The following is a 13,229-nucleotide window of genomic DNA, read 5'->3' on the forward strand; positions in this document are numbered from 1 at the left end:
TTTAGTTAGCCTTAACTAACCCATATTAAAAATTTAGCACATGGAATGATTTTCGACAATTATAAATTTCGTTGCAGTAATGCAACATTTATTACTTTTAGTGCAAAAAACAATGATTTCATTAACTAATCATCGCTTTTCAATAATGCAACAAAATATAAAAAACATATCCTATTAAAGAATATGTCTTTTATATTATTACTGATTTGATGAAATCAATTCCTTCGCACAAACAATAAATTTCTCTAATGCTTGATTAGTCACTACCCCTTTTTTCCAAATCAAACACGATTGTGAAACAATTTCTGGTTCTAATAGTCGGTACGTTAAATTTGGATAAGCATTACTTTTGAAAACTCCATCAATCGAGATTCCATAGCAAAGACCACTTTCTACTAATAAAGCTAAATTTGAATTAATATCATAATTTAAAATCGTTTGTGCATTTATCTCTTTACCTAACCAGTTTTTGAAAGTTTCTTTAACTTCTAATCGATTTGCAATTCCAAAAACTAAATTAGATACTACGTGATTTTCAATTGTTTCATATTCTTTCAATAAATCATCTTTTTTCATTACCAAGCACCATTTATCTAAATAAGGCAACTCCAGGTATTGGTAATAGTCTTTATCGATTGGTTCTAAAACAATTGCTACATCAATTAAACCCTCGTTGATCTTTTCCTTATTTTGATTACTACCAGCCGTATAAATATTATATTTAATTTTGGGATAACGTTTTGAGAACTCCTTTAAAACTACTGGTAAAAACTTATTTCCACTCGATTCACCACATCCTATGGTAATTTCTCCCGAAATATCATACTCACTTTTTCTAATTTCTGCTGCTGTTTTATCTTGCAAATCTAGCATTTCCTTCGCACGACGTTTTAAAATTATGCCACTATTAGTTAAAGTAATTTGTCTACTCCCACGAATAAACAAACGTGTGCCATAAATTTCTTCTAACTGCTGTAATTGTCTTGTTAGCGTCGGTTGTGTCAAGTGTAGTTTTTGGGCTGCTTTAGAAACATTACCTGATTCAACTACTGCCAAAAAATATTCTAGAACTCTTAGATCCATCTTTATCACCACTTTTTATTATACGAGTTATTTATCTATAATACTATTATTCTAAAACTTTTTGAACGATATTAACTGTTTTTTTATTTTTTATAAGGGTAATAATTAATGTAATTGTACTTAAACTGATAAATCCTATAGCATTAGCAATAAATAAAGCTGGTAAAGCTTCAGTTCTCATAAGACTTTGGATTACAATACTGCCATAAGGAGAGATAAACACCCCTAAATTGAATCCAACCAATAATAATGAAGTAGCTAACGTAGTATTTGGAATATTTGAATTATTAATTTTATCAATCAAACTTGGCATAAAAATTTTAAAACCAAACCCCGTTAAATATCCACCAACAAACGTTATAACTAAATTTTGACTTAATCCTAAAATTACCATTGCTAATGCTAAAATAATTAATCCAATCGATGTAGTAAGCTGATTAAAAACCTTTAAGATTTTTCCAAATAATAGTCCTGCGCTAATTCCACCTAATGATAATAAAATAATTACTAAACTAGCATCACTCGCTGTTCCATATCCCTCACCAGTCATTAAAGAAGCAATCTTAATACCCATGATCATATATAACATTGCAGCCATAAAAATTAATCCAACATAATAAACCACTGGCAAAAAGCCGGCACTTTTATGGCTTTCTTTTTTTATTTTATCCCCACCATTAGCCTTAATCACATCGGCTGTTTTTACCTGAGGGACGAACTTAAAATAAATAAAGAAAACAGGTATTGCAATCATATAAGCAATAAACGGAGCCTGCCAATTAATCTTTAATAACTGACCAGCGATAAAAGTAATCGCAATTCCTCCTGCCCCTTCAAATGCTGATTGTAATCCATACATTGATGAACGCTCTTTAGCATCATAAAAATAATTGATCATCGATACCAATAGTGAATTAAACAGACCAACACCAAATCCCAACATTGCACGACTAATCAAAATAATCATAAAATTATCAATTAATAACGGTACTATCCCTGCAATCATAACAATTCCCAGCCCAATAGTAATTGTTTGCTTATACCCAACTCTTTTAGCAATTAAAGAACTTGTTAAAACGGAAATCATCAAAAATAATGACGGTACCGTCGTTAACATTTCTACCATTGATAATGGTACTTGATCAAAATGTTGTGCCATGGCCGGAATATTAGCATTAATCGCTGCAGCACTCCCCACTAATAATGATGCTGATAATAAGGCAAATCTAAGTATTTTTTTATCCATAATAATTATCCTCCTTTGATTACACTTTCATTATAATCAATTGCATTACTATGTCTAATACTTATATTTTATTTATACTATTCGTTTTATGTATAGTTTTATTTGAAATAAAAAACACATCCTTAAAAGAATGTGTTTTCAACATTACATATTCCCCGACACTTAATTACTTAAGCGGAATATGTATCCGTCGGCTCTTTGATATCATAACAGATATACTTAGAATGTCAATAAGAGAATTAGATATCTAATCGTGTTAACTTTACTCATCATCTTTCTCAGCTATAATTTCATTATTAATAATAGGAGCATTTTCTATTTTTTTAGCAATATCAAGTTTATAAGTCAGATTATCATGGTAATTTAATGAAAATAAACAAGCATATAGGGTGTTTAAAACTATACTGATAGATTCTAATGATGAAAATCCAGCAATTTTTGAAAATGATTTTTCCCTTGTCGTAACACGCAAAGTAACCGTAGCTAAATCTGAAAGACTATTATTCCCAATACTCGTAATAGCTATAATTGGACAGTTATTTTCTTTTAATATCTGAGCGGTCTTCACAATATTAGAAGACTCACCTGAATAAGAGATACAAATAGCACATTCATCAGGTGAAGACATTGCAGCATCATGAAATAGATTATCTTGTATAGGGTGAATATAGGCTTTTTTATGAATTCGATTTAATTTAAATACAAATTCTTCTCCAGCAAAATTTAGATTTGACATTGCAAATACCCGTATCTCTTTACTTTGGTGTAAAATTCGTACTGCTTTTTGTAATGAATCATGTTGGAACAAAGACAAAGTATCTTTAGCACTTTCAATGTGTAAATTTACGATTTTACTAGCTATTGTCATAATAGAATCTTGGTTACTGAACGGTAAATTAGAATCAATATTACAAAAATGGCTATTTAAATAATTTGCTTCTTCTAAATAGGCGTCTTTAAATTCAACCCAGCCTTGAAAACCCAGCTTCTTCGAAATTCTAATCAAAGTTGATGGTGATGTAAATGTTGCATCAGCAATCATTTTAACAGAATAGTCTTTAATATTAATCTGTTTATCTAGAATATAATCAATAATTACCCGTTCATTATGTGAAAAGGGGTAGGCTTTCATTTGTTCTTTTAACAACATCATCATTACCTCCTAATATCTTCATTATATAGAATGAGAATATTATTTACAAATTTTAATAAATATTGACTATTAATTGTGAACATTATGTCTAAATAATATTTAAATATTTAATCACGTTCATAGCTGTGATATTTTGATTATATTATTAAAGGGGGCAATTTAAATGCAGTATCGAGATAGTTACTTAAGTTATTTATTAATGTATTTATTCTATTTTTTATCACTGGCGTTATTATCAGGCCTGATTTCTGTTTATCTGCTAGATCGTGGATATAGTGCTTCACAAGTTAGTCTGGTAGTAGCATCTTCATACATTGTTTCAGTAATTTTACAGCCTCTAGTAGGCTATCTAAATGATCACTTTAACTTAAAATGGGTAAATAGTGTTGTTTTAATTATTGCCGCAATTTTAGGAATAGCTCTAATTTTTGCAAAACATCTTTTTAGTATTACTTTATTGTACAGTCTTACTTTAGGGCTCTTTAACAGCACTAAGCCAGTTATTGAAAGAATGGCCACCTTATCTAAATATCAATATGGAAAAATTAGAATCTGGGGAACAATTGGATATGCTATTGGTTCACAAATCGGTGGTCTTATATATCAATACATTTCACCTGAAAGTATGTATTTCTTTTTTTCTATTAGCCTAGGAATTTGTCTTCTAGGTATTATCGGTACTAGAAACGAACATAAAAATTCTGATATTCATGGTGAAACGACTACACAACACCTAGGCTTATGGAATAAAAACTTTATCGTCTATTTGATTATAGTTTGCTTATTCTATGCGATAACTAACCTAAATACGACCTATTTACCAGCAATGTTTCAGCATCAAGGGATTTCAGTTGATAAGGTTTCTACAATTATTTTATTGATTACTATTTCAGAATTACCAATTATTTATTATTCTCATCGTTTTATGAATAACATTTCAAATCGTCATATGTTAATAATTGTTTTTATCTTATTAATCATTCAGTTTGGTACATATTGTTTTATTCCTTATAATATCATACATGTGATTATATCTATCGGTACTAAGGCTGTATCAACCGTAATCTTTATTATGCTCAATATGAAAATCGTTGTTTCTATAGTTGATTCTGATTTACAGATGAGTGCTCTTGCATGGGTTTCTACATTCAATAGTTTTTCTTCAATTGTTGGTCAAGGTCTTGGTGGAAAAATACTTGATACTTATTCTTATACTGATTTTTACTTAATTTTATTTTTAATCGCTGTAATTGGTCTAGGAATTTCTTACTTTTATCATCTTCCTTCTGGGCATAAATATCATCTTTTCTAAAATAATTTGTAACTAAAAAAAGATAAAAGGATATAATCTTAAAAATTATATCCTTTAAATTTATCCAAATAGACGACTCTAGTTTCATTAAGAAACACAAAATATTATTTATCAAAATCAAACATTTCAAAGACATCAGAAACTGGTAAACAGTTTTCAATGTTTTCGATTGTTTTAGCAAGTAAACCTGCTACAGAAACTGTCTTTAATTTAGGGAACATTTTATCTTCAGGTAATTTGATTGTATCTGTTACAACAACTTCATCAGCAGATGAATTTTGTAATCTTTCAACTGCAGGTCCAGAGAATACTGGGTGCGTACAAGCAACATGAACTGATTTAGCACCTTTTTCTTTTAACATCTCAATACCAGCAACAATGGTTCCTCCAGTATCGATCATGTCATCAACCATAATACAGTTCTTCCCGGATACATCCCCTAAAACACCCATGATTTCAGCCACGTTTGGTTTAGGTCTTCTTTTATCAATAATTGCAACTGGGGCATCTAAAGCTACTGCTAATTTACGAGCTCTAGTGGCACCACCATGGTCAGGAGAAACCACGCAAATATCTTCCATATCTTTCTTCTTAAAGTAGTTTGAGATAAGTGGCAATGCCTGCATTTCATCAACTGGAATATCAAAGAACCCTTGAATTTGAGCTGCATGCAAGTCAACTGTTACAACTCTAGTTACACCAGCTACAGTTAATAAGTCAGCTACTAATTTAGACGTAATTGGTTGTCTTGGTTTAGCCTTACGATCTTGACGAGCATATCCAAAATATGGAATGATTGCTGTAATTTCTTTAGCAGAAGCTCTTTTTAAAGCATCAGCTAAAACTAAGATTTCCATTAAGTTTTCAGTGACCGGATTAGAAGTAGACTGGACAATAAAGACATCCTTACCACGTACTGATTCATCAATTTCAACTAAGATTTCTCCATCAGCAAAATGATGCACTTTACTTTTTCCTACTTTTGTTCCTAATTTTTCTGCGATATCGTTAGCTAATTCACCACTAGCTGATAATGCAAAGACAGTTATTTTATTTTTCATTTTCTTCTCCTATTTTCCTTTTTGATTTCTTTTTTCTTCTAATACTTTGGCATATCCATCTTTATTAACTTGGCGAGCCCGAGCAATTGCAAAAGCGGAATCTTCAACTTGATCTGTAATAGTTGAGCCCGCTGCAACATAGGCATTAGCACCGACCGTTACTGGAGCAACTAAATTACTATTACATCCAATGAAGGCATTGTCACCAATAATAGTTTGGAATTTATTTTTACCGTCATAATTTGAAGTAATTGTTCCACATCCCATGTTTACATTACTTCCGACAGTTGCATCACCAACATAAGTTAAATGTGATGCTTTACTTCCTTTTCCAAAGACTGCTTTTTTCATTTCAACGAAGTTACCCATATGAGCATCTTCTAAAATATGGCAGTTAGTTCTTAGACGAGCAAATGGTCCAATATCTACACCATTTTCGATAATCGAATCAGAGATAACTGAGAATTTAATTTCAACATTATCCTTAATTTCAACATTATCAAATTCGCAATAAGGCCCAATATGGCAATTGCTGCCAATACTTGACTTACCTTTAATAATACATCCTGGTTCGATTGTCGTATCAGCACCAATCGTTACATCAACTCCAATATAAGTATTATTAATATCAATAATGTTAACACCATTTAATAAATGTTGTTTATTTATTTTTAATTGTAATGATTTAGTTGCTTCCGCAAGTTCAACCCGATCGTTGATTCCCCCAACTTCAGCTAAATCAGCAATTTTATATCCACCGACTTTAAGTTTATCATTATTCATGATTTCTATTACATCAGTGATATAATATTCATTTTGAGCATTATCATTAGTTACTTTTTCTAACGCTTCAAATACTGCAATGTTATCAAAACAATATTCTCCGCAGTTCATCTCACTAATTTGAACTTGCTCTGGAGTACAGTCTTTAAATTCGACAATCCCCGTTACTTGATCATTATTTCTAATTACACGACCAAATTTTTTATCTAAATCACAATCACATGTCATGATCGTTCCTTTTAATTGGTTATCGTTATGATAAGCAATTAAATCTTTTAATGTTTCACTAGTAATTAGTGGAGCATCACCATTTAACACCACAGTTGTTCCTGCTTTACCTGCCAAAGCATCTTTACATTGCATTAATGCATGTCCAGTTCCTAACTGTTCTTTCTGATAAATAATATTTACCCCGTCTAACAGTTTTTCAACTTCTTCTGCTTTGTGACCAACAATTACGTAGATTTCATCAACACCAACTTGTTTCAATTCATCAACAATATGATTGATCATCGGCTTGTATAAAACCTCATGGACAACCTTTGGTTTATCTGACTTCATTCTGGTACCTTTACCAGCCGCCATAACTACCGCATAAGTTTTCATTTTCACACCTCTTCATTAACAACAACATAATAACAAAAAATTTACATTTGTTAAAGGAAAAAAAGATAAAATATGTCGTAAAATTGAAAAGAAATTGATTTAATCAATTTCCTCATCATTCAATATTTCTGTTTTCCTTACAAAATAATATTTTCCCTTAAAATACTTCATTCCCTTTTCTAAAATAATATTATTACGTGTCAAGCCAAAAACACACGATCCACTTCCAGACATTAAAGCTCCATCAAATCCAATTTTCATCATTTCCTCTTTAATCTTAGCAATCTCTGGTACCATCTTGATTGACGGCTCTTCTAAAGTATTTTGAAGATTATCGATGACTATTTGATAATTACCATCTTCAATTCCTGTCGCCATTAATCGACAGTCTTGATGGCTAGCTTTACTTAAATCTAAACTAGTGAATGATTTTTTCGTTGATACCCCTCGTTTAGGTTTAACTAATAATACTTTACATTCAAAAGAATTCTTTATAAATTCTAATTTTTCACCAACACCACTAACTAAAGCAATTTTTTGATAAATACAAAAAGGAATATCTGCCCCAACTTCTTTTCCTAATGCAGCCATTTCCTCATTGCTCAGATTTAAATAAAATAATTTATTCATTGCTTTAATTACCGCCGCACCATCAGCACTTCCTCCCGCTAAACCAGCTTGAGTAGGAATATGCTTATAAACAAAGATCTTAACCCCTTTTTTGATGTTATAACGTTCTTTCATTAAAGCAACAACCTTATACATAATATTTCGTTCATCCGTGGGCATGATTTTGCTATTTGAATCAATTTCAATTCCGCTAGCAATAGTATTAATATAGATTAAATCATGTAAAGTAATTGGAGCCATGATCATTTCTAATTCATGATATCCATCTTCTCTTTTTCCGATTACATCAAGTGCTAAATTTATTTTTGCGTATGCTTTTACTTTCATTACTTCACCTACTTGTCGGATATATTTTTCGTGCTACTCCTCTTGTGTCGATCCCTCCAACGCCTAAATGCTTATTTGAAGTTTTAGCCACAATTTTCTCTAAGTCAACATAATTTTTGATACTCGCATTAGCAATCTGACTTACTACAAAAACCGGATCAAGCGCATGAATATTTTTTCTGCTTGGACTAGAAGCAAAATTAGCTCCACTAGCTAATAAAAGCTCATAGTACGATTGACACGCTCCAGCAAAAATAATCAAACTATCTTTGTCATCCTCATACAAACGTGCTCGACGAATTGCTTCTACAAAATCTTTAGTATGCAAATAACTATTAATATCTTTGCGATTACCATTTTTCTTCATTGCATCATGACCGGTTATCACCAATAAATTAGGGCGATGTTTTTCTAATAAAGGAATAATTTGATCTTTAATTTCATTTTCTTTCATAAAATAGCCATGAACATTGATATTAAATTCTTCATATTTTTTCAAACACATGTCAAGATAATGTTTATCTCCATCAATATGCAGCACACTACCTTTTAAACATGGTCGACTTTCTACTATTATATCACTTTTCTCACTACTAAAATCACTTAATTCCAAATCACTCTCATCACTATCAGCTACTAACCGATATTCAATTCCAGTCAAATAATAAACATCATCTTGAATATCGGTAATTTTAAAACAGATATCTTTGCCATATTTTTTTCGACAGACAATATCACCAATTTTCATTTATATCACCATGATATTATATGTAATTAAATCATTTTGGTGATATTTTTAAAATCCGCTAATTCTAATTCTTCACTTCTTTTTCGATTTTCAATTCCCGTCTGCAATAAAATTTCTTCAGCTTCCTCATAACTTTGCTTTAAATTATTTAAAATCGTTTTTCGTCGCTGTTTAAAACAAATATTTAATACTTCATATAATTTCAAATCCGGTGCTTTTTTTAACTCAATTTTTAAAATTGCTGAATCAACATGCGGAGCAGGCATAAATACATTTTTATTAACAGTAAATAAGTATTCAATTGTCCCCATATCTTTAATCATCAATAATAATGGATTTTTATAAATACCCGTCATTTTTAAAGCTACTTCTTTTTGAACCATAACAATCATTTCATCGATTCCAAAATTTCCTAACACAACTTTTTCAATTATTGCCGTTGTAATATAATATGGAAGATTAGCAACTAAACATACTTTTTGATATCTTTGCTTTAACTGATCAACAATCGGTTTAATATCCTGTTCCATAAAATCACCAAAGATAATTTCAATATTATCTTGATTTAAAAACTCCTGATACACAGGCATAAAACGCTCATCAATTTCAAAACTAGTAACTTTTCCACTATAACGCCCTAATACTTGTGTTAATGCGCCAATTCCCGGTCCTACTTCAATAACCGCCGTTGTTTGATCAATCTTTGCACTAGTCACGATCTTATTTATTATATTTACATCAATTAAAAAATTTTGACCATATTTCTTTAACGCATTCAAATGATATTTTTCTAAAATATATTTTGTTGTCGAGGGAGTTGCGATTTCCTTCATTACTGATTCACCTTGATTTTAAAAATCTTTCCTGCTCTTTTAAATTCACCATTATCACTTAGTGTTTGATACGATCCAATCTCCTCACCCAAACGTTGATAAAGACTAAATGCTTTAGAATGTGATGACTTTAAATACAAATCTTCTTTATCTTGATAATGAGGAATAATTACATTTCTTAACCAATAATTCCCATTTCCTCGTGCCTTTGGTGAAATATGGAAATAATTAAGAACAATTGCATTAGCCCCTTGTTCAAAGACTGGTTTATCAAAATATTTTGAAGAATCAATATTCCCCGTTGTTACCATCGCTAAACCAACACATTGATCATACTTATACATAACATGATAATCAACATTAACATTAGGGTCATCTTTTAAAATATGTACTAGCTGATTACAATGATATACTTCATCATAGTCATCATAAAAATCACGATACTTCACTTTTAAATTATCAATAATCGGGACTAGATATTCCCCTTTAAATTCATTACTTACTTTAAATGTATAACCATTATGTTTACCTAGATCCATCATTTAACCTCCCTAACACCTGTTCTTTAGTGATTCCAACCATATTTAATCGTTTAAAAAGTGTTTTGACATTCCCATAACCCAAATTAAATGCCTCATACACCATCAATCTTCTTTGCTTATTACCAATAATATCTAAAGCAACAAATTCACTCCAAGTAATGCTTTCTCGATTAACATCAAAAGAAACTACATTTTCTAATGCTTCTATCACAGCTTCTTTATTAGCTTCAGCAATACCTAATTTCTTCTTACCTCTAGCATCCTTTTTAGCAACAAAAGCATGTTGACAGTTAGGGACAACTGCTTGAATTTGATCACGAATTTTTTTCCCTGGAAAATCAGGGTCTGTCAAAACAATAATTCCTCGACTTTTACTTGCTTCTTGAATTAATTCTAATGTTTGTTGATCCAATGCTAATCCGTGTGTCTCAATCGTATCTACTTCAAATAATTCTTTTAATAAGGCTGTGTCTGTTTTACCTTCAACAACGACTATTTCTTTAATTTTTTTCATAATTTCACCTAACTCTAATTATAACGATATTTCACTTAAAATAAAAGGTATAATCTTGGGGCTACCCATAATAACGATTTTATCTAACCAATATAAATCAACACCATAATATTCTTTTTATACAATTAATTAAATAATCAAAAGGACAATTCAATGAAAGGATTAACTAATAGTTAAAGAAAATGGTTCTAGATTACTTTTTGTGCAAATAGCATTAAGGCAGTTCGTTACCGAATCCTGCATAGTGTCTTTGGTGCTTTAGATACTCGAGACGCCACAGAAACTTACGTAATATTATCTGGTTGAAAAAACAAACTATCGATCCCTAGTGATATTTTAATAATTCCCCAATCACAATACAATATCCTTTTCAAATTATTGAAGCTACTGTTTTTAATTGTACAGCAATAATGAGTTATATTATCATAAAAAGCTAATCACTATGTTAAATACAATCATGACAATACTTCAAGCTAAAGGTTAACATACCAAAGAACATTGCATTTGAGTTCAAAAATTAGCAATGAAAGTTGCTCATGAGTTAAATATGTCTGATACCAGATTAAATAATTTCTTCCATACTTCACAATATTGAAAAATTAATATTCCTACAAGTATTCTGCTTAAAACAGGTCCTTTAACAACTGCTGAAAAAAATCATAAATACTCTCTAGAATCCTATAAAATGATCAATGATATTTTTGGTAAAGAAATTGGTCAAATGGTTTTACAGTACCATGAACAGAGCAACGACTCAGATTACCCATTTCTATCTTGATTGTATCAACGCTTTGATCAAGTCTTAAAAAGATAAAATTATCTAATTGACATCATGATAAAATTACGTTATGCTTGATGTGCAAACTTAATAAACCGCTTAAATAATAAGCTATAGCTTTTCCACGTTTCTGAGTTATAAACGGGAGGTTATAGCTTTTTTTGCGAAGGAAGGAGAACTTATGAATCAAGAATATGATATGATGGCTCACAAGCCCATCTTCCCATTATTAATGAAAATGGCAATTCCCCCGATGATTTCAATGTTAATTCAATCAATGTACAATATTATTGATAGTATTTTTGTTGCTAAATTGGGAGAGGAAGCATTAACCGCCTTATCATTAGCATTTCCACTTCAAAACCTGTCATTAGCTTTTTCAGTAGGTCTCGGGGTAGCAATTAACGCATTGATTGCTAAAAGTTTAGGTGCCAGTGATGAAAAACAAGCTAATTATATTAGTGATCATGGGATTTTTTTAGCTATTCTTCACTCTTTATTATTTGTTTTTATTGGTATCTTTTTAATGAAACCGTTCTTTTTGATGTTTACTACTAACCCAACTGTTTTAGATTATGCAATTACATACGGGTCAATCGTGATTACCTTTACCTTTGGTTCTATTATTCATATTACTATTGAAAAAATGTTTCAAGCTACTGGGAATATGATGATTCCAATGTTTTTACAAGGAATTGGAGCAATTGTCAATATTATCCTCGACCCTATTTTAATTTTTGGAATAAACGGTTACTTAGAGTTTGGGGTTGCTGGAGCTGCAATTGCGACAATCATCGGTCAGATGACTGCCTGTTTACTAGCAATTATCTTATTTAGAAAAACTTCACGTATCAAAGTATCTTTAAAAAATTTTAAACCAAATGCACAAATTATTAAAAATATCTATTCAATTGCAATCCCATCAGGGGTGATGACATCATTACCATCTATCTTAGTTGCTTTACTTAATAGTTTGTTAGCGACAGTATCACAAACGGCAATCGCTTTCTTTGGGATATATTTCAAGCTTCAATCATTTATTTACATGCCAGCTAATGGATTGATTCAGGGAATGCGACCATTAATTAGTTATAATTATGGAGCTAGGCATTTTGATCGTGTTAAAAAGATTATCAAAGTTTCAATTATCTCTACTGCGGTGATCTTATGTTGTGGAACAATTATTTTTATGGGATTGCCAGAATTAGTCCTATCATGGTTTAATGCAACTGAACAATTATTAGAAATTGGTATTATTGGTCTTCGAGTGATTTCACCATGTTTTATTCTTTCTACAATGGGAGTCGTTATCTCCGGAGTTTTTGAATCTTTAGGTAAGGGACGTCAATCATTGACGATTTCACTATTGCGACAATTTATTATTACTTTACCTTTAGCCTATATTTTATTGAAAGTAATAGGGCTTAATGGAATTTGGCTTTCATTTGTTATTGCCGAAGGAATTGCCAGTGTCATTGCAGTAATCTTAATAAAAAAAGAACTTCATAACTTTAAGGTGGATTAACGATCCACCTTTTTAATAAATATCCACCGGCTAAGCCGGTGGTTTTACATTTGCGGGCATAGCCCTGCTCTCAGAGCGCATGTCTCAA

At 31.0% G+C, this 13,229-nt stretch carries 12 protein-coding genes; 2 read left to right on the forward strand and 10 right to left on the reverse strand.

Going from position 1 to position 13,229, the window contains the following annotated elements:
* Window positions 1-198: 198 nt before the first annotated feature.
* From KSU54_RS07795 to KSU54_RS07805, 3 genes are all read right to left on the reverse strand, one after another.
* Window positions 199-1,083, reverse strand: coding sequence for a LysR family transcriptional regulator (locus tag KSU54_RS07795; protein WP_003535169.1), 885 nt, complete (start codon window positions 1,081-1,083; stop codon window positions 199-201).
* Between the two features lie 46 nt (window positions 1,084-1,129).
* Complete coding sequence (locus KSU54_RS07800) at window positions 1,130-2,329, reverse strand: MFS transporter (protein ID WP_003535171.1); 1,200 nt, start codon at window positions 2,327-2,329, stop codon at window positions 1,130-1,132.
* A gap of 262 nt (window positions 2,330-2,591) precedes the next feature.
* Window positions 2,592-3,482 (reverse strand): MurR/RpiR family transcriptional regulator, encoded by an 891-nt coding sequence (locus KSU54_RS07805; protein ID WP_008792439.1) that lies wholly within the window; start codon window positions 3,480-3,482, stop codon window positions 2,592-2,594.
* Between the two features lie 163 nt (window positions 3,483-3,645).
* On the opposite strand from KSU54_RS07805, the gene KSU54_RS07810 reads away from it, so the two are divergent.
* Window positions 3,646-4,794, forward strand: coding sequence for an MFS transporter (locus KSU54_RS07810; RefSeq protein ID WP_040434110.1), 1,149 nt, complete (start codon window positions 3,646-3,648; stop codon window positions 4,792-4,794).
* A 104-nt stretch (window positions 4,795-4,898) separates the two neighbouring features.
* On the opposite strand, the gene KSU54_RS07815 is transcribed toward KSU54_RS07810, so the two are convergent.
* The 7 genes from KSU54_RS07815 to rnmV all read right to left on the reverse strand — a co-directional run bounded on the left by KSU54_RS07815 (window position 4,899) and on the right by rnmV (window position 10,838).
* Complete coding sequence (locus KSU54_RS07815) at window positions 4,899-5,855, reverse strand: ribose-phosphate diphosphokinase (protein WP_003535177.1); 957 nt, start codon at window positions 5,853-5,855, stop codon at window positions 4,899-4,901.
* A gap of 9 nt (window positions 5,856-5,864) precedes the next feature.
* Window positions 5,865-7,244 carry a bifunctional UDP-N-acetylglucosamine diphosphorylase/glucosamine-1-phosphate N-acetyltransferase GlmU gene (gene glmU, locus KSU54_RS07820; protein WP_003535179.1) on the reverse strand — a complete coding sequence of 460 codons (1,380 nt, stop codon included), beginning with the start codon at window positions 7,242-7,244 and terminating at the stop codon, window positions 5,865-5,867.
* 99 nt (window positions 7,245-7,343) lie between these two features.
* A complete protein-coding gene (gene ispE, locus KSU54_RS07825; protein ID WP_003535180.1) occupies window positions 7,344-8,201 on the reverse strand; it encodes a 4-(cytidine 5'-diphospho)-2-C-methyl-D-erythritol kinase in 858 nt (285 codons plus the stop codon).
* A gap of 4 nt (window positions 8,202-8,205) precedes the next feature.
* Window positions 8,206-8,949: a sporulation peptidase YabG gene (locus KSU54_RS07830; RefSeq protein WP_003535182.1), complete on the reverse strand. Its 744-nt coding sequence runs from the start codon at window positions 8,947-8,949 to the stop codon at window positions 8,206-8,208.
* Between the two features lie 26 nt (window positions 8,950-8,975).
* Window positions 8,976-9,782, reverse strand: a complete 807-nt coding sequence (rsmA, locus tag KSU54_RS07835) for a 16S rRNA (adenine(1518)-N(6)/adenine(1519)-N(6))-dimethyltransferase RsmA (RefSeq protein WP_003535184.1) — start codon at window positions 9,780-9,782, stop codon at window positions 8,976-8,978.
* Window positions 9,782-10,321, reverse strand: a complete 540-nt coding sequence (locus tag KSU54_RS07840) for a hypothetical protein (RefSeq protein ID WP_050754559.1) — start codon at window positions 10,319-10,321, stop codon at window positions 9,782-9,784. Before KSU54_RS07840 ends, rsmA begins: the two co-directional genes overlap by 1 nt.
* Window positions 10,308-10,838 (reverse strand): ribonuclease M5, encoded by a 531-nt coding sequence (rnmV, locus tag KSU54_RS07845; protein WP_008792443.1) that lies wholly within the window; start codon window positions 10,836-10,838, stop codon window positions 10,308-10,310. Before rnmV ends, KSU54_RS07840 begins: the two co-directional genes overlap by 14 nt.
* Window positions 10,839-11,797: 959 nt before the next feature.
* On the opposite strand from rnmV, the gene KSU54_RS07850 reads away from it, so the two are divergent.
* Complete coding sequence (locus tag KSU54_RS07850; RefSeq protein WP_003535189.1) at window positions 11,798-13,141, forward strand: MATE family efflux transporter; 1,344 nt, start codon at window positions 11,798-11,800, stop codon at window positions 13,139-13,141.
* Window positions 13,142-13,229: the final 88 nt, after the last annotated feature.

The sequence above is a fragment of the Erysipelatoclostridium sp. MSK.23.31 genome (genome assembly GCF_019125875.1).
Classification (GTDB): Bacteria; Bacillota_I; Bacilli_A; order Erysipelotrichales; family Coprobacillaceae; genus Thomasclavelia; species Thomasclavelia ramosa.

Bases quoted from the DNA above. Each gene is read 5' to 3' on its own strand.
- rsmA (WP_003535184.1), bottom strand. From the start codon at position 9,782: ATGAAGGAAATCGCAACTCCCTCGACAACAAAATATATTTTAGAAAAA.
- KSU54_RS07840 (WP_050754559.1), bottom strand. From the start codon at position 10,321: ATGGATCTAGGTAAACATAATGGTTATACATTTAAAGTAAGTAATGAA.
- KSU54_RS07830 (WP_003535182.1), bottom strand. From the start codon at position 8,949: ATGAAAATTGGTGATATTGTCTGTCGAAAAAAATATGGCAAAGATATC.
- KSU54_RS07795 (WP_003535169.1), bottom strand. From the start codon at position 1,083: ATGGATCTAAGAGTTCTAGAATATTTTTTGGCAGTAGTTGAATCAGGT.
- KSU54_RS07805 (WP_008792439.1), bottom strand. From the start codon at position 3,482: ATGATGTTGTTAAAAGAACAAATGAAAGCCTACCCCTTTTCACATAAT.
- rnmV (WP_008792443.1), bottom strand. From the start codon at position 10,838: ATGAAAAAAATTAAAGAAATAGTCGTTGTTGAAGGTAAAACAGACACA.
- KSU54_RS07815 (WP_003535177.1), bottom strand. From the start codon at position 5,855: ATGAAAAATAAAATAACTGTCTTTGCATTATCAGCTAGTGGTGAATTA.
- KSU54_RS07810 (WP_040434110.1), top strand. From the start codon at position 3,646: ATGCAGTATCGAGATAGTTACTTAAGTTATTTATTAATGTATTTATTC.
- ispE (WP_003535180.1), bottom strand. From the start codon at position 8,201: ATGAAAGTAAAAGCATACGCAAAAATAAATTTAGCACTTGATGTAATC.
- glmU (WP_003535179.1), bottom strand. From the start codon at position 7,244: ATGAAAACTTATGCGGTAGTTATGGCGGCTGGTAAAGGTACCAGAATG.
- KSU54_RS07800 (WP_003535171.1), bottom strand. From the start codon at position 2,329: ATGGATAAAAAAATACTTAGATTTGCCTTATTATCAGCATCATTATTA.
- KSU54_RS07850 (WP_003535189.1), top strand. From the start codon at position 11,798: ATGAATCAAGAATATGATATGATGGCTCACAAGCCCATCTTCCCATTA.